Annotated in this window: 10 protein-coding genes; all 10 read left to right on the top strand. The window is 45.1% G+C overall.

Annotated elements, in window-relative coordinates; translation table 11 throughout:
* Positions 1-6 precede the first annotated feature (6 nt).
* The 10 genes from E6C60_RS04225 (at position 7) to E6C60_RS04275 (ending at position 18109) form a co-directional block, all read left to right on the top strand.
* Positions 7-2757 carry a DEAD/DEAH box helicase gene (locus E6C60_RS04225; RefSeq protein WP_138224688.1) on the top strand — a complete coding sequence of 917 codons (2751 nt, stop codon included), beginning with the start codon at positions 7-9 and terminating at the stop codon, positions 2755-2757.
* Positions 2758-3055: 298 nt separating this feature from the next.
* The gene (locus E6C60_RS04230) at positions 3056-3823 is read left to right on the top strand and encodes a helix-turn-helix transcriptional regulator (protein WP_325053180.1); all 768 of its coding nucleotides are present in this window, start codon (positions 3056-3058) and stop codon (positions 3821-3823) included.
* A gap of 172 nt (positions 3824-3995) precedes the next feature.
* Complete coding sequence (locus E6C60_RS04235; RefSeq protein WP_138224689.1) at positions 3996-5243, top strand: vWA domain-containing protein; 1248 nt, start codon at positions 3996-3998, stop codon at positions 5241-5243.
* A gap of 106 nt (positions 5244-5349) precedes the next feature.
* Positions 5350-5604 (top strand): hypothetical protein, encoded by a 255-nt coding sequence (locus E6C60_RS04245; RefSeq protein ID WP_138224691.1) that lies wholly within the window; start codon positions 5350-5352, stop codon positions 5602-5604.
* A complete protein-coding gene (locus E6C60_RS04250; protein WP_138224692.1) occupies positions 5570-5830 on the top strand; it encodes a type II toxin-antitoxin system RelE family toxin in 261 nt (86 codons plus the stop codon). The genes E6C60_RS04245 and E6C60_RS04250 overlap by 35 nt, the downstream gene beginning before the upstream one ends.
* A gap of 159 nt (positions 5831-5989) precedes the next feature.
* The gene (locus E6C60_RS04255) at positions 5990-8887 is read left to right on the top strand and encodes a PD-(D/E)XK nuclease family protein (RefSeq protein ID WP_138224693.1); all 2898 of its coding nucleotides are present in this window, start codon (positions 5990-5992) and stop codon (positions 8885-8887) included.
* Positions 8880-12113: a UvrD-helicase domain-containing protein gene (locus E6C60_RS04260; protein WP_138224694.1), complete on the top strand. Its 3234-nt coding sequence runs from the start codon at positions 8880-8882 to the stop codon at positions 12111-12113. The genes E6C60_RS04255 and E6C60_RS04260 overlap by 8 nt, the downstream gene beginning before the upstream one ends.
* A 330-nt stretch (positions 12114-12443) precedes the next feature.
* The gene (locus tag E6C60_RS04265) at positions 12444-15578 is read left to right on the top strand and encodes a helicase-related protein (protein WP_233281133.1); all 3135 of its coding nucleotides are present in this window, start codon (positions 12444-12446) and stop codon (positions 15576-15578) included.
* Positions 15578-16231 carry a DUF4391 domain-containing protein gene (locus E6C60_RS04270; RefSeq protein WP_138224696.1) on the top strand — a complete coding sequence of 218 codons (654 nt, stop codon included), beginning with the start codon at positions 15578-15580 and terminating at the stop codon, positions 16229-16231. The genes E6C60_RS04265 and E6C60_RS04270 overlap by 1 nt, the downstream gene beginning before the upstream one ends.
* Positions 16232-16252: 21 nt before the next feature.
* Positions 16253-18109, top strand: coding sequence for a site-specific DNA-methyltransferase (locus E6C60_RS04275; protein ID WP_138224697.1), 1857 nt, complete (start codon positions 16253-16255; stop codon positions 18107-18109).
* The last annotated feature ends 12 nt before the right edge of the window (positions 18110-18121 follow it).

Below are 18121 nucleotides of genomic sequence, written 5' to 3' on the forward strand. Positions count from 1 at the left end.
GAAAATATGGCAGGTGTATTTGATTTCATTCATAAACGACGTAAACTTGCTTCTTCAACACCTACCGAGATAAAGGTAGATAAGGTTCTTGTTCCGCAGGGGCTAGAATACAAAGTTTTACGAGATGCTCAATTACTGCAGTTTCCGCTTAATCTTCGAATCTCTGAATTAAGACAATTAGGTAATGCTGAGCTGCTGGAAACGCTTGAGGATTTATGGTTTGAAGGTTATTTAGAGTCGGAATCATCAGGGTTTGTCCTGACTATGGATCGATTTCATGAAATTCCACAAGAGCTTAAGGAACGGCTGGGAATACCTGAGCCTACCGAACTTAAATTGAGACTAGGTCACGAAAGTGCAGTGGGATCCCCGCATTTTAAGTTTGTGCTTGAGAAGAATTACAAGACGTGGGAGCATCTTGAGAGGTCGTCCAAATGTTTGGGGCCGTGGATCGTAATGCCTAACCAACAAGTACTGCTAATGAATGAAGAACAGTATCAATTCCAGCAGCTCATAGATGAAGCTCCTAATGCCATGGACCGGGAAAAAATATTCACCTATGTTGCTCAGGTGCGAAATGCAGCAATGCGTCTCGGCTATCCGATGGATGATTATCTGCGTCATCAGGAATATCTGTTTGTGGATCAGTTGGAGATCGACCTCAATTACGATCAGTCCGCTATTACATTACATCCTCGATATGGGTCTACGGATGATATATCTTCAGAGATTTTAAGCAATATGAGTGCTGCGTCGAGTAGATATGCGGTGGACGAGAACAACCGAAAAGTGTTTGTTAAACCCTCTATTGTAGAAGAAGCAAACCGTATTCAAGAGCTTCCCCCTGTTACCGGATCAGATATTCCAAAGTTTGTCGAAAACCCGGAAGCATTTCTCCCGGATATCGATGGTTTGGATGTATCACATTTTGGCGAACGGGTAAAATCACTGGGGATCCGTGTATATCGTGCACAGCCTTATGTTCACGCAACAGAACAGGAGAGAGGCTGGTTTGAACTGGATTTTGGATTTGCGGCTCAGGATGAGGATGGGGAGGTTTATCAGACCTGGGAAGCTTCTGAAATGCAAAGCTTAATCACACAAGCACAGGAGAATGGCGAAGAGTTTATTGAATGGAACGGCAGCTGGCTGAGATTGCCCAAGGATGCTGAACAATTTGTAGATCATTCGGAGACAGCTAAGAAAGAATTCATGGGTGGGGGGAATCTCGTCGATATTACGAAGCTACCCTATGTGTTAGAAATCTACGACAATATCAGTCAGTTGGAGTTCAATCAGCCCATCCTAAGGGCACAGCAGGAAATCCAGGATCTTGGAATCTTTACAAAGCAGCCACCGTCTTCATTTGTGGCTACCCTCAAACCATTTCAAATGGATGGATTTGTGTGGATGAAGTCGCTGCACTATCGAAAACTCGGGGGGCTGCTTGCGGATGATATGGGACTGGGCAAGACAATTCAGGTTATTTCCTTCTTATCTTATCTGCAGGACATTGGCTATCTAACACCTACGTTAGTGGTTGTACCCAAGACGCTGATGGATAACTGGGAGAAGGAAGTAAGAAAGTTTGCTCCCTCGCTGCTGCAATCTTTATATATTCATCGTGGAGCGCACCGATTGAAGGATGCCGAGGATTTGAAGCGCATCGGAATCACCGTGACCACTTATCATACACTGGCAAAAGACCAGCTCATATTTGGACAGGTAGACTGGCAGGCTGTCATCTGCGATGAAGCGCAGGCGATTAAGAATCCGTCCACCGCTGCCTCCAAGGTACTTAAGGCTATGAAATCTAAATTTAGGCTGGCTATGACAGGTACACCTGTAGAGAATGGATTGAGTGAGCTGTGGTCCATTATGGATTATGTCCAGCCTGGTCTGCTAGGCAGCTTAAGTCAATTCAAGGCAGAGTATGTCAGCAGGATGGATGAAGGTACGACGGACTCGGAAGCGGAAAAGAAGCTGCTGGCTCGTATATCTATGGTATATAAACGCCGTACCAAATCCGAAGAGCTCGGTGACCAACTTCCACCAAAACAGTCGATCATTTCAGAAGTTCCGCTGGGCACTGAACAATCTAAACTTTATGCAGAGGTTCTTACCTTGGTCCGCAATAAGGCTATGGATGGACTGCAGGCTATACAGAAGTTAAAGGCACTTAGCTCGCATCCCGGATTAGTGGCTGATCAATATATAAACCTATCCTACGAGCTGGTTCCAAAACTTCAGGAAACGATAAATATTATTCGTAAGGTGAAAGAAAAAGGTGAGAAGGTACTTATATTTACGGAGTACATTAAGATGCAGGAGATTCTTCGCTCGACTATACGTGATTGTTTTGACATTAATCCGATGATCATTAACGGGATGACCGACCGCAGGCAGGAACAGGTGGACAAATTCAACAGTGGGGATGGATTTGATGTCATGATTCTATCGCCAAAAGCTGCGGGAACGGGTCTAACGATCACTTCGGCCAATCACGTCATTCATTATACGCGGTGGTGGAATCCTGCCGTCGAGAACCAGGCGACAGACCGAGCTTACCGCATCGGACAGGATAAGCCGGTTTACGTTTATTATCCGATCGTGACTGATCCTAAAGGACTGACACGAAATGGTACGGTAGAAGAAATTGTTCATCAGCTGTTGACAGACAAGCAGGATATGGCCTCTTCTGTAATCGTTTCAAGCCGAAAGCTGAATATCGAGGAAGAGATTTTGAAGGGGATTTAAGTACAAACATGTGTTTGCTGGCAGATTAGTGTCGTTAGGAAGGCAGAATTACAATTAATATTCCCCCATAGATCTCAAACTGATGGTAACTAACCATGGAAAACGAGGACCGGTCATGATAGATAAAGTGATTTGAATATTTAATATTATTAATGCCATTCAAGCGAACCCCGGAATTTCGGCAAAAGATCTTGCTTTCAAATGCGATGTGAACATCCGGACAATTTACAGGGATATGGATATTCTTGAACTTATTGCTCCGGTTTCGAGAGAGGGCAGAGGCACTGGGTATCGGTTCATGGGCAAGTTTTTTTTGTACCCTCTTAATTTCTCCGAGCAGGAGGCTCTTGCATTTTCGCTGCTGCCATCCGTACTGGACAAAGACAAGCTGCCGCCAGGTTTTGATACAGCATACGACAAGGTGATGGGTACCCATCTTAAAGAAAAATCGCGCCAAAATAATATTATTGAGGATATCGTCGGCGTCATTCAAATGGGAACACCCGCATACCGTAAGGAAAGCCCGAATTTTTTGCAGCCCATCATACATGCCATTTTGGAGCAAAAGACGATGGATGTGGTCTACCATACTCAATACCGCGATGAAACGACGGAACGTAAAATCGATCCATACTATCTAATTCCGCGAGATAAACGGTTCTATTTAATTGGTTATTGCCATCTGAAGCAGGATATCCGAACCTTTCGGATCAGCCGTTTCCAGCAGATTGAACTTACAGGGCAGCAGTTTGATAAAGGCGATTTCAATATCAAGAAATATTTGAAGAATACGTGGTCCATTGATCGGGGCGAGAAGAATGCCACCTTCAAAGTCCGGTTCAATGAAGAAGTTGCCCGTTATATAAAGGAAGAAGAACTCTTCGTACATCCGCGAATGAAGGATCAGAAGGACGGAAGCCTTATTTTTGAAGTGACGGTGAATAATGAAAAAGAATTCCTCAGATGGATCCTTCAGTATGGACCCGCGGCGGAAATTTTGGAGCCTAAAGCCGTACGAGAATCGTTAAAACAGCAGTTGTCACAATGGATCGCGATGTATCAGTAGAAATTGCTCCCAATGGAGTCGTACGCAGCCTCGCTTCAAAGATGAAGCGGGGCTTCTTTATGGGAACGTTTATTCGCTGACAAATAGGTGCCCAAGAGAAGCTTTAAGATGGGCTAAGACGTTATTGCAGAGCAGCTGCAGCAAAAGTCCACTAGAAGAAAGGGGATGCAGGATGAATCGGCCTGTATTGTTTGATCACGCATGGAGCAAGCCATATTTCCCGGCAGCGGGAACAGAAAAAGTATATCTCCTTATCGAAGCTCGTGGTGGTGGTAAAAAGGACGGGATCAAAGACCGCGCCCCGATCAATCTTTCTCTGGTACTAGACCGCAGCGGGTCTATGTCTGGAAATCCTCTCATGTACAGCAAAAGGGCATGCAGATTTGTGGCCGATCAGATGAATAGCGATGATTTACTCAGTCTTGTCGCATTTGATGATCAGGTCAGAACGGTTATCATGCCTGCTAAGGTGACTCATAAGGACCTGATCAAACAGCACATCGATACCATAGAAGCTGGCGGAACAACGAATCTTAGCGGGGGTTTAATCGAAGGGGCACAGCATGTACGGAAAAATAAGGCCGAGGGCATGGTGAATCGTGTGGTCCTCCTGTCTGATGGCCATGCCAACGAAGGAATTATCGATCGGGAGAAGCTGTTCGCTATAGCAAAGGAATTCCGCACTTCGGGTATAGGGATTAGCAGTATGGGCGTTGGAGATGGTTTTGATGAGGAACTGATGGAAGGCATTGCGGAACATGGTGGCGGTAACTTCTATTATATTGACAAGGCAGATGATATTCCTTCGATTTTCCAACAGGAACTGCAGGGCCTGCTTTCTGTAGTTGCCCAGAATATGAAGCTTAGGCTGATACCATCGGATGGAACCGTGATAACCGGAATTTACGGGTATCCGGTGTATGACCAAGAGGGAAATTCTGTTATCTACGCCGGTGACATTTACCAGGATGAAGTGAAGTCCGTACTTGTAGAATTGGCTTTTCACCCTCATACACAGGGTACGCATAAGGTACTCCAGTTAGATTGGGAGTATGCAGACGTTACGGAGAATGCTGCAGCCTGCAGTACCAGTATAGATATAGAAGCTGCCTTTACGTCGGACATCAACCTGCTGAATGAGCCCGGCAACCTTGAGGTCATTAAGAATGTGGAGCTGACTAAATCCGCAAAGGCCATCGAAGAAGCGATGGAGGCCTTCGACCAAGGCGATATGCACCATGGCCATAAGCTACTGAAAACCCAGGCCGATCAGATGCTTCAAATGTCCGTCGCTTTAAACAGCCCCGCTATGGCCGAGGAATCGGCGAAGCTGTACAGTCAGCTGGACAATTTCGAGTATTCCAGCAGGAAGCGTAAGGAGCTTCACCAAGAGAAGTATCGCCGGATGAAGCGAAAATAGCGGGATGTATACCTTGGTCACAAAGGCTGCAGCAAGTGCTTAGTATTTTCCTGACCATGTGGTATAATGAACGCATTAAAACCACTCCATATCGGAGGTGTTATAAATGGCAGTTGATAAAGATAAGATATTGCAAATGTTTGAGCAATTGACCGAATCGTCACAACAGTCAGCTTTTGATTTTATGCAATATCTTGCCGAGAAGCAGAATCAGCTTGACTGGGATGATCTTGCGGGATTGGAGCCGGATGCTGCATCATTGAGTCAAGAAGAAGAGCGCCAACTGAACAGTGAGGCTGGATTTGTGTCATGGGAGGATGCCATGGATGAGCTTAACTTACCAACTGACATTAAATCGTGATGCTATTAAGTTTGTAGCCAAACAAGAAAGAGCTGTTCAGGAACGTATTCGAAAATCGCTGCTCGGGTTAACTGTTCGGCCGCCAGTTGGTGATATTAGGCCGATGAAAGGCTATGATAAACGGTTTCGACTGCGTGTAGGAAGTTATCGAATATTGTTCGAAATTAATCATCAAGAACAAGTCATATATATTTTGGCGATCGATAATCGCGGTGACATTTATTGATACAAGGAGAACATCCCCCCAGTGTGCTGGAGGGGTGTTTTTTTGTGCGCTTTGCCTCGCTTGAATCAAAGCGGGGTGTTACGCTTTCCGGAACATACATTCGCTGACATACTGCTGCCCAGGGAAGGTTGTAGAATAAAGAGAGAAGGAGGCTTGAACATGGATCTGATCGATCGATTATATCACAAAATCAATGAGACCCCATGGTCTCCGAAAGTGCTGCTGGCCCAATCCTATGCACAAGGACATCAACTTCTCGAACAGATATGTAAGCGCTACGGGGCTATTTTTAACATAGAAGTACAGACTCCTTGGGGAGTAGTGACGGCAAATGCCAAGTCAGAGCTGTTTCGCAGAAAAGTGACTCTCCTTGATGAGGATCAGGTGGTTTGGGTTGTCCGTCAGCTGATGAAGCAGTTAGCTGAGAAGAATCCGGAAGGTTATATAACAGAATCCTTGCTGAAACCTGGTATTGTAAAACAGGTGAGTTGTGCCATTACCGATATGCGGCTCGCCGGTATTGATTCAGACGAAGTATGGGTAGAGCACTTCACAAGTCAGCGTAAAGGTGAATATCTCAAGAGACTACTCGCAGCATACGAAGTGTATCTGCTGGAACATGCCAGGACTGATTTTGCCGGATTAGCTCCATATCTGAAACCAGGAACGGGCGATAAGCTCTACTTGACGATTGCACCAAGTGGATGGACACAGGTGGAGCAGATTATGATACATAAGCTATCGGCCGGTCAGCTCTGTATTTTGGATGCGGAGGATCCTTTTTACATAAATCAAGATTTCTCGAACAATGGATTTAAGATGTTCCGCGCAGCCGGAAGTCTAGCGGAAGTCAAAGAGGGATTTCGCAGGATACTATCAGAGCAGGCGCCTCTGGATCGCATGGAAATTATCTTATCTGATTATGAGCAGTATGCACCTATCATTCACTCCCATGCCGAAGGACTGGGCATTGCATGTACATTCTCTAACGGGCTGCCGCTAGTATACTGTGCTGCTGGAAAAGCGGCTGCAGGTATCGTGGACTGGATTGCAGAAGGCTTTCCTGTTCATAGGCTTACAGACATGCTGCGGCACGGATATATCTCGTTTCCAGAGGAACGATGGTCTCGGGCCGATTGGGTCCGTTTATTAGAAAAGTCCGCGATTGGCTGGAGCAGAGAAAGGTATCTTGCTGTTCTTCGTCCAGAAAGGCTTAGCGAGCAAGATCGGGAGCAGGGTGCTGTTTTATACAGCCATATGAAAAATTGGTTTGATCGGCTGCCTGAAGGAAATGAATGGGATCCGGTTTTTCTGTTAGGATGGGTATCGGATTTTGTTCAAAGATATGTGCCAGCACGATCAGTGGATGATGCAGACGTAGGAACCATGCTGACTGAGATGACTAGACGTTACTCCTTAAGTCCTTCTGAACCTATGCCGATGGACATAGCTGTCCAGTATGTGAAAGAAATGTTAACTGGAATTACTATCCGTTCGGCGGCGGTACCGAAACAGGGTGTCATTCATATCAGTTCCTTGCAAAATGGTGGATGGAGCGGGAGAGATGTAACTTGGATTGTGGGTATGGATGAGAGAACTTGGAGTATATCCGCGTTGCAGGACCCTCTTCTATTGGACCAAGAACGTGAGAAGCTGTCTACACATTTGGAATCTGCCAAGGAACGTGTAAGCAAAATCAGAAGCGAGCGGGAGTCCCGGCTGTCGAACATACGAGGCAACATATGGCTCAGCTATTCTTCTTATGATGTCGGTGAGCAGAAGAGCACCAGCCCCGCTTTTGAAATGCTTCAGGTTCTGCGGCTGCAATTAGGAGATATGTCCATAGATTTTGGCACATTGGAGCATTCATTAGGTGAACCTTACAGTGTCATGGATATCATGCATTCAGTGGAGTCATCTGTCCCGTTGGATGAAGTCGATGCGTGGAGCGGACTGCTGCAGGGAGCAAACTATAACTGCAAAGATGGATGGAACGCGGTGCTTCAAACCTATCCTGCTCTGGCTGCAGGTTACCAGGCTCAAACGTCCCGTCAGTATGAGCGGCTGTCTGCTTACGATGGTTGGTTGGAGATCGTACCTTCTTCAGATTTTAGTGACCCGGATGATCCTCCACACCGCGATGCGATTAGTGTAAGTCAGTTAGAGAAATATGCGAGCTGTGGGCTGCAGTATTATTTTCACTATGTTTTGAAGCTTCGTCCGAAGGACAATGTAGAATTCGATCAAATCCGCTGGCTGCAAGCAAGCGAAAGAGGCACCTTGCTGCATGATGTGTTCAGAAGATATTTAGAGGTCGTTACGGATCATGGTGCGAAAAGGCCCATACATAGCAGAGAACGGTTGGTTGAAATCATGGAATCCGTGATCAGGGAGAATGCGCTGTCCGTTCCTGCTCCTAGTGCACATGTATTCGCTAAGGAGTGTGAGGAGATTCGTTGTGATGTGGAAATCTTCTATATCCATGAAACAGGCAGAACCGGTCAGCCGAGCTTTTTCGAGCTGGAATTGACCAACCTTGATGGAGAGCCCATGGAGATTCATTTGCCGGGCGGAGTTCGCTTTAAGCTGAAAGGTTTCGTCGATAGAGTCGATCGGATCGGTCCCCATGAGTACCGAATTACCGATTACAAAACAGGCAGTACAGGGAAGTACAAAGATTCCGAATACTTCTGCGGTGGGACACAGCTGCAGCATGCCATCTATTCGATCGCTGTAGAGCAGTGGCTTCGCGAAACAGGGAAGGATCCCGAAGCCAAGGTTACAGAGGCGGAATATTATTTCCCAACTGAGCGCGGGCGAGGCGAGAACGTAATACGATTGCAGAATCGAAGAGAAGAATTAACCGCCATCATTGCAAAGCTGCTGGATTCCCGGAATCGTGGGGTCTACATTCCGACCAAGGAACCGAAGGTATGTCAATGGTGTGACTACCAGGCCGTATGTGGATCTCATTCAGAATGGATGGTGGAGAAACGGGGTTCAGCTGTAAATGTGGATATTCTAAACTCACTGCTGGAGGTGGAGAGCATTGGCTGAACTGCATGTCCTAACTGCACCTGAAGATCAAAGTGACCGTGATCGTATATTAACAGACTTAGATACGACGCTGCTTGTGGAGGCAGGCGCTGGATCGGGGAAAACGACCAGTTTGGTGGGCAGACTTCTGGCGCTGATCGAGTCCGGTGTTCGTGTCAGTCAGATCGCTGCTATTACTTTCACCAACAAAGCTGCCGATGAAATGAAGGAACGCTTCCGGCTGGCGTTGGAGCAAGCCTACCGCGATTCGTCGGAGGCTTCTGTCATTCGCGAGCGATTGTCTGAGGCGCTGGAAAATCTGGATCATATCTTTATCGGTACCATACATTCGTTCTGTGGATCGCTGCTGCGGGAGCGTCCCATTGAAGCAGGACTGGATCCTTCATTTGAAGAAATGGACGAGGAAGAAGATAAACTGTTCCGAGCGGGTTGTTGGGATGATTATATGGCTGAGCTGGATGAAGATGCACAGTTACAATACGAAGAGCTGCTGTCCCTGCATGTGGATGTAAACACCCTTCGGGATGTATTTGATCGAGTGTCTTTCTTTACAGATGTGGAGCTTCCTTGCGAGGAGCGGGAGCAGCCTGACTTTGACCGAATCCGGAATACCCTGATTCCGCTGCTCGAAGCTGCGGCACCTTATATTCCATCGGTAGAGCCCGAGAATGGCTGGGACGCGGTTCAGAAGCTTGTTCGACAGACACGTCAGAAGATGAGGTATATTGACTTGACAGATGATATGCGCGTTCTTGAGATCGCTAAGGAGTTTGATCGCAGCCTTGGCGTAACGCTGAATAGATGGACGTCCAAAGAACATGCCCGAGAGATGAAGACGCTGTTTGCCGAATGGCAGATTAATGTGCTGTTTCCGTTCCTTCAGGAATGGCGTGAATATATGTATCCGAAGCTCATTTCTTTCGTGCAGCCTGCAATGGCTTATTATGAAGCGCGTCGATACGCCGCAGGAAAACTGAATTTCCAGGACTTACTTATGCAATCTGCCAAGCTTGTGCGGGATAATCAAGAAGTGAGAAACTATTTCGCGGAACGATACCAGAGGCTGCTTGTGGATGAATTTCAGGATACCGATCCAATCCAAGCTGAATTGATGTTTCTGCTAACAGGGGAAACGGAGGATATCAGGTTCACGAAGCAGTGGCGGAAGCTAACTCCCCGTCCAGGTTCCTTGTTCGTGGTGGGAGATCCGAAGCAGTCGATTTATCGTTTTCGCAGAGCGGATATTTCGATATATAACGAAGTCAAGGCACGCATACAGGAATGCGGTGCGGTGTTAAATCTTTCGTCCAATTTTCGCTCTGTGCCGTCTATTGGGGACTTCGTTAATGGCCAGTTTGTCGATAAGCTGCCATCTTCGGAGACGGAGTACCAAGCTGCGTTCGTGAAGATGGAGACCCGGGTCTATGATGACAACGGGGGGCCTAAGGCACCACAGGGTATCTATACTCTTCAATATCCTAAAATGCCGGGTGGTAAAGCGGTCGTCGCTCAATTCGATGCTGAACAGATTGCGCAGTATATCTCCTGGGCGTGCACGAATGGCAATTTACAGATTATCGATCGGAATGGAAGGAACCGGGATGCGGTTCCGAGTGATTTTCTGATTCTGACAAAAACAAAGGATTTCATCCACCTGTACGCAGAACAGTTAGACTTATTTGGTGTACCGGCTCATACTTCAGGGAGTTCAACCGTCTATGGGGAGCAGTTGGCCCTGCTGCAGCTGATGCGCTGCCTGGAGGATTCAGAAGATAAACCCGCTTTGCTTGCGGTGATGCGGGGGATGCTGTTCGGCTTAAGCGACCGGCAGTTGTGGGCATTCAAGAGAGAAGGTCATCGGTTCTCATTATTTAACTTGCCAGTGCTGGACGTCTGCGGAGATGAAGCCAAGGCTGTGGTTGCCGTGCTTGCCAAGCTTCAGCGATATAAAGCGTGGGTCCGCACGTTAAGCGCGGCTGCTGCGTTTAATCAAATCGTGAATGATCTCGGTATTCTGCCCTACGTGTCAACGCTGCCGACAGGCTCTGTTCGTGCAGGGACGTTGGTTCGAATGATGCAGATGATGTGCAGTGATCTCGCGGCAAGCTCAAGCTGGACGGAATGGTGCCGGTTGATGGAGCACATGATCTCAGGCCGGGGGATGGAAGCATCCAGTCTATATGCGGGCGGCCATCAGGCAGTACGTATTATGAACCTGCATAAGGCCAAAGGGCTTGAAGCACCGATAGTGTTCCTGGCCTGCCCCTGCGGAGAGTCTGATCATGATGCAGCGCAGTATATTGATCGTGCTGCAGAACCCGCCGCTGGTTATTTCACGATAAGCAAGACGATCGGAACATTCAAAAAGGAATTAATCGCTCAACCCGCCCGTTGGGGTGAGATGAGCGAGCGCGAGCGTGCTTTCTCAAACGCTGAGAAAGACCGTCTGCTCTATGTCGCGGCAACGCGTCCGAAGCAGATGCTGATCATCAGCTTATATCCAGATCAACCAGCGAAATGTCCCTGGTCACCTCTCATAGAGGGTTTGTATTCCCTACGCGAGCTTCATGTGCCAGCAATTAAGCCAGAGCATAAGACCGAGCTAACCAAGGGGCCGGACTTGCAAAACATGGCGGCAGTTCGCAAGCAGAGGCTGGATGCAATGAGTGAACCTACATACGCCGTTGTATCCGTGACCAGCCAGACGAAAGCTGCCGGGAATAAGCCGGAATGGTCCGCAGAAGGCAAAGGACTGGCCTTCGGGAGCGTCGTTCACCGGGCTATTGAACTCGTAGGCAAAGGGTTAGCAGAATCGGAAATTGAGGATACCATGTGCTACTTAGCTGATGAGGAGGGCATGGCTGCCGAGCATATAAGCGAAGCGATTCGGGTTGTAAAAAGCGTGGTCGCCAGCGAATTGTGGCAGCGGAGCTTACGTGCTTCCCGCCGCTTGTTTGAAGTTCCGCTGATGATTCGGAAGCGGGCGGATGAGATCAGCGGGCTTACGTATGTTCGTGGCGTCATTGATTTCCTTTTCGAGGAAGAAGATGGCTGGGTGATTCTTGATTTCAAGACGGATAGTGTAACAGGAGAGAACCTGCAGTCGTTCATAGACTTCTATCGGCCGCAGGTGCAGACATATGCGTCGGAATGGGAGAGGACTTTTGGCTATAGAGTGAAGGAGGTAGGGTTGTATTTTGTGCAGTTGGGGGTTTGGATTTTGTAAAGGAATCATTGCGGCATTAAAGTATGCTAGGCTGAGAATTAGTTCATACTGCTTAGGCTTAATTTAGTCTTTTATACTAGGCGATACAGTAAATATCAATTTACTAAATAAATCAGCGAATAAGTTGGGTATTCAGAACTAATTCAAAAGGGATTTTAGGAAGAAATGTCGAATATTAGTTTTACTTAGTCTCGGCACTAGAGGTGAATAATGGAAATTCTAAATAATATTGATCGTTTACTAGGCGATGATCTTAAACAATCAATTCGAAAAGGATCTCGATTGTCGATAGCAGCATCTTGCTTTTCGATCTATGCATATGAATCGTTAATGAAAGAGCTTAATCAATTAGAAGAAGTGCGATTTATCTTCACTTCGCCTACTTTCGTAGCAGATAGCATTAAGAAAGAGAAACGGGAATTCTATATTCCGAAATTGAATCGTGAAAGAAGCCTTTATGGTACAGAATTTGAAATTCGACTTAAAAACGAAATGACGCTCAAAGCAATTGCAAAGGAATGCAGCGACTGGATTCGTCAGAAAGTTACCTTTAAGTCGAACCGCACATCTGGTACGATGCAAGGCATGTTGAATTTTCAAACCAACGATGACGATGTCACGTACATGCCGCTTGAAGGGTTTACTACCGTTGATCTTGGTTATGAAAAAGGCAATGCGCTGTCCAAGATGGTCAACAAGTTCACTGAAGCTCCATTTACTAAAATGTATTTCGATTTATTCGATCAAGTATGGAATGACAAAAGTAAGCTTGAAGATGTCACGAATCAAGTAGCTGAGCACATCTCATCTATTTATAAAGAAAACTCACCGGAGTTTATTTATTATGTCATCTTATACAATATCTTTAATGAATTCTTGTCTGATATCACTGAAGATATACTACCAAACGAAGCAACAGGATTTAAGGATACAGAAATCTGGAAACGTCTTTACCATTTTCAGAAGGATGCTGTCTTGGGTGCCATTAATAAGCTTGAGAAATATAATGGCTGTATTCTTGCAGACAGTGTCGGTCTCGGTAAAACATTCTCTGCTCTCGGAATTATCAAATATTACGAGCTTCGCAACAAGTCGGTCTTGTTGCTGTGTCCGAAGAAGCTTGCAGATAACTGGCTCACGTACAAACAAAACGTGACTAATAATATACTGTACACCGATCGTTTGCGATACGATGTGCTTTATCATACGGACATTTCCCGTGAGAGAGGTAAGTCTAATGATATTCCACTCGATAGACTAAACTGGGGCAACTACGATTTGCTTGTTATCGACGAATCGCATAACTTCCGAAATAACGAAGCAAAGAAAGACAAAGAGACGCGCTATCAAAAGCTAATGCGGAAAGTGCTTAAAAGTGGTGTTAAAACGAAAGTGTTGATGCTGTCTGCAACGCCGGTGAACAACAAGTTCATGGATCTTCGTAACCAGCTTGCTCTGGCGTATGAAGGAAATCCTGAAGAAATCAACAACAAGCTTGGCACTGACCGAGGCATCAACGATATCTTCAAAAGGGCTCAGTCTGCATTTAATCAGTGGTCTAAGCTGGATGCCGCTGGTCGTACAACCGAGACATTACTTGGGATGCTGGACTTTGACTTTTTTGAGCTCTTGGATAGCCTGACTATCGCTCGTTCTCGGAAACACATTCAGAAGTATTACAATTCGGAAGAAATCGGTGAATTCCCTAAGCGACTACCACCTATATCCAAGTTTTGTGACCTGACAGACAGAACAGACGTCATCGGGTATAATGATATCTTTATGGAGTTATCCAAAATTAATTTAGGCATCTATGCTCCGTTCAAATATATCCAACCGAGTCGCTTGCGGAAGTATGAAGAATTATATGATACCAGCTTGAAGGGTGGAAGCGGAAGTTTTAAACAGTTGGATCGGGAAGGTAGCTTGCAGCTCTTGATGAGGATTAATCTGCTCAAACGACTTGAGAGTTCAGTTGAATCTTTCCGATTGACGCTGTCCAAGATTATATCGAAGCTTGGCCAGACACTAGAGAGAATTGAGGCTTACCAGCAAAGCGGAAAGTCAGATGCAGTCGGATACACTGAGGTTGAAGATGCTAGTCTCGATGATGATGACTGGCTGGATGATGACTTTACCATCGGGAATACGATTAAAATAAACCTTTCCGATATGGACGTAATCAGATGGAAAGAAGATTTAATGAACGATTACAATATTCTATCTTCCCTTCATGAGGAGATGCGGAAAGTAACACCTGAGCATGATCAGAAACTGAATGTCCTGAAACAAGTCATTGATAACAAAATCGGGCAGCAAATCAATCCGGGCAATCGTAAAGTGATCATCTTTAGTGCCTTCACGGATACAGCGGCATACCTATACAACCATTTATCCGTATACATGAAAACAAAATACAATATCGATTCAGCTAAAATTGTTGGCAGCGATGAGAATAAGAACACCGCTGGTCTGAGGAACGACATCAGCACATTGCTTACCTGCTTTTCTCCGCGATCCAAGGAGAAGAAGTTGACAATGCCTGATGTAAAAGGCGAAATCGACTTACTAATTGCCTCCGATTGCATATCTGAGGGTCAAAATTTACAGGATTGCGATTTCCTAGTTAATTATGATATCCACTGGAATCCGGTACGGATTATCCAACGATTTGGAAGAATTGACCGGATAGGCTCACAAAACAAATCCATTCAGTTAGTAAACTTCTGGCCTAACATGACGCTGGATGAATATATTCAACTGAAAGAACGGGTTGAGAATCGCATGGTGATCATGGATATGACAGCAACCGGTGATGACAATGTCCTGTTTAATCAGTCCAGCGATCTGGAATATCGGAAGCAGCAGCTTAATCGCTTACAGAAAGAAGTCGTCGATTTGGATGACATGAACACTGGGGTAGCCATAACGGATTTAGGTCTTAATGACTTTCGTATGGATTTGGTGAACTATGTCAAAGAGAATGGTGAACTCGATACTGTTCTAAGCGGACTGCATACCGTTGTTCCTGCTGATGAAGACAAAGGAGTAAAGCCCGGCGTCATATTCGTCCTTCGGAATGTAAATGAAGAATTAAACCCGGATAAGCAAAACCGCCTGCATCCTTTCTACCTTGTCTACATGAGTGACGATGGCGAAGTCATAACCAATCATATGGATGTAAAGAAGACGCTCGATGTCCTACGTGCTTTGTGTAGAGGACAAGCAGAACCCGTTCTAGATGCTTGCCGCAGCTTTAATCAAGCGACCAAAGACGGCAGGAAGATGGATGCCTATTCCATGCTACTGGAGGAAGCGATTCGTTCCATTGTCCAGGTGAAGGAAGAAGGCGACCTGGATAGCTTGTTCAGTTCTGGAGGCACAACAGCTTTAATTGACTCCGTTAAAGGGCTTGAAGATTTTGAACTCATTACCTTTGTCGTCTTAAGGCAGGTGGGTGACTGATGTTTCAATTGCCATTAAGCACACTCGTAAATCGCAAAATACCGAAGAACAAGTTTTATGAGAAGCTCCAGGCGAATCAGCACCTGAAAGAACTGTTTACTGAACAAGTTGAATCGATCATCTGGAAGTACAAACTATCCAAGGAAACGATTCGACTGGAGCCAAAAGAAGAGATTGAGGAAGTTCAAGTGTTTGAAGTTCACTTGAAAGAGCGAACCTACTCAATTGATCTGTTGCGGAGCATCGACAAGGCGATCTCCTACCCTATACTGCACGTCATTATATACGAAGATCAGGCAAAGCTCGCCATCGCCTACAAGGAGCGGAATCAGATTAATGATAACCGCTCCGTTGTACGTTCCTATCACGAATCGGAATGGCAACCTGTAGAAAAATTAAAATTGGACATCATTCAAGGGCTTGATTTAAAGGCCGTATACGAGAACATCATCCGTCAACTGATGCCTATTAGCTCGAATTCAGAAATGGAACTTTCAGCCGTTCTGGAGCGGCAGGCAAGCATAGACAAGCTGACGCTAGAATGCCAGCGGTTAGAGTCGAAAATTCGCGGAGAGAAGCAGTTCAACCGCAAGGTCGAATTGAATATGGAACTGCAACGTAAACGTAAAGAATTGAATCAACTTCTCAACTAAGTAACTGGAGGTCAATCTTTCATGAACAAACTAACAATGAAATCAGCCGATCTGACTCAGGTCAATATCGACAAAATTGCGGAACTGTTTCCCAACGTTATTACAGAAGCAAGAGATGAACACGGAAAAATAAAACGTGCGGTTGATTTTGATTTGTTGAAGCAAGAACTGTCCGATATTCACGTTGAAGGAGAGAAAGAACGGTATCAATTGACTTGGCCGGGTAAAAAGGAGGCCATTTTGACAGCAAATTTGCCAATAGATAAGACTCTACGACCGGTAAAAGAAGATAGTATTGATTGGGAGAGCACTCAGAATATTTACATTGAAGGTGACAACCTGGAAGTATTAAAGCTACTACAGGAATCTTATTTGAACAAAGTAAAGTGTATCTATATCGACCCTCCTTATAACACTGGCAATGATTTTGTATATAAAGATAATTTTAATGAATCAACTGATGAGTACTTAGCTAACTCTGGTCAGATAGATGAATCTGGATACAGATTAATTTCTAACCCAACTTCGAATGGTCGATTCCATAGTGATTGGCTGACAATGATGTACTCAAGATTAAAGATATCTAGGAGTTTATTAAAAGAAGATGGCGTTATATTTATAAGTATTGATGATAATGAGCTATACAATATGAAGAAAATATGTGATGAGATTTTTGGGAAAGAATCTTTTGTCGGTTGTTTTGTATGGAAAAGAAGGGCATCATCGGCTTTAGCTTCTAACCTAGTATCAACAGATCATGAATATGTATTATCATATGGGAAAAACAGTGGGATAGTATTTAAAGGAAAAGAAAAGAATTATACGACTTATAAGAATCCTGATTATGATCCAAGAGGGCCTTGGACACTTGGTGATTTAACTGTAGGTATGACAAAGGATCAAAGACCAAATCAATTTTATGATTTAATAGATCCGGAAACAGGTAAGGCGTATAAGGCAAACCCTAATAGAGTATGGGCTTTTATTCCTGAATCGATGAATAAATTACTTGCTGAGAATAGAGTAGTGTTCCCTAAAGATATTAATAAACGACCAATGTTAAAAAGATTTATGAGTGAGTTGAAAAGAGATGTTGATCCAGTTTCAACGTTACTTTCAGATGTTGGAATGAACTCTGAGGGTACAAAAGTTATTAAAGATCACTTTGATATTCCAATTTTCAATTATTCAAAACCTTTATCACTAGTCGAACAGCTAATAGAACAAGTAACTGACTCTCATGATATAATACTAGACTTTTTCTCGGGTTCTGCTACAACAGCGGAGGCTGTGTTGAAATTAAACTCAAAAGATAATTCGACTCGCAATTTTATTATGATACAGATACCAGAAGCTATCAATGACTCAGCTGAAGCACAAACCCTGAGTTTGTCGAATATTTGTGAGATTGGCAAAGAACGCATCCGCCGTGCTGCTAAGAAAATCAAAGACGAAACTGGGGCAGACATTGATTACGGCTTCCGTGTGTATCGATTAGACTCTAGCAACATGAAAGACGTCTATTACACGCCAGACAGACTTGGTCAGATGAATCTGGATGATGTGGCGTTGAACATCAAGGAAGAACGCTCTGGCGAGGACTTGCTAATCCAAGTTATGCTGGAGTGCGGCTTGGAGCTTTCACTACCTATAGAGTCCAAGGAAATTGAAGGAAAAACGATCCATTGTGTTGCAGGGAATTCCTTGATTGCATGTTTTGATGTAGAGGTATCAGAGTCTCTTATCAAGAAAATCACTAAGGACCAACCGCTTCGCGTTGTATTCCGTGACAGCTCATTCCAGGATGATTCTGCTCGCATCAATGTTGAAGAACTATTCAGGCTACTCTCCCCAAGCACTGAAATACAAGTGCTATAAGGAAGGTGAGAA

It is taken from the genome of Paenibacillus algicola (genome assembly GCF_005577435.1).
GTDB classification, from domain to species: domain Bacteria; phylum Bacillota; class Bacilli; order Paenibacillales; family Paenibacillaceae; genus Paenibacillus_AQ; species Paenibacillus_AQ algicola.

What these genes read in the sequence shown, in the direction of transcription:
- E6C60_RS04225 (WP_138224688.1), top strand. Translation starts at nt 7, where the DNA reads ATGGCAGGTGTATTTGATTTCATTCATAAACGACGTAAACTTGCTTCT.
- E6C60_RS04230 (WP_325053180.1), top strand. Translation starts at nt 3,056, where the DNA reads ATGGGCAAGTTTTTTTTGTACCCTCTTAATTTCTCCGAGCAGGAGGCT.
- E6C60_RS04235 (WP_138224689.1), top strand. Translation starts at nt 3,996, where the DNA reads ATGAATCGGCCTGTATTGTTTGATCACGCATGGAGCAAGCCATATTTC.
- E6C60_RS04245 (WP_138224691.1), top strand. Translation starts at nt 5,350, where the DNA reads ATGGCAGTTGATAAAGATAAGATATTGCAAATGTTTGAGCAATTGACC.
- E6C60_RS04250 (WP_138224692.1), top strand. Translation starts at nt 5,570, where the DNA reads ATGAGCTTAACTTACCAACTGACATTAAATCGTGATGCTATTAAGTTT.
- E6C60_RS04255 (WP_138224693.1), top strand. Translation starts at nt 5,990, where the DNA reads ATGGATCTGATCGATCGATTATATCACAAAATCAATGAGACCCCATGG.
- E6C60_RS04265 (WP_233281133.1), top strand. Translation starts at nt 12,444, where the DNA reads ATGAAAGAGCTTAATCAATTAGAAGAAGTGCGATTTATCTTCACTTCG.
- E6C60_RS04270 (WP_138224696.1), top strand. Translation starts at nt 15,578, where the DNA reads ATGTTTCAATTGCCATTAAGCACACTCGTAAATCGCAAAATACCGAAG.
- E6C60_RS04275 (WP_138224697.1), top strand. Translation starts at nt 16,253, where the DNA reads ATGAACAAACTAACAATGAAATCAGCCGATCTGACTCAGGTCAATATC.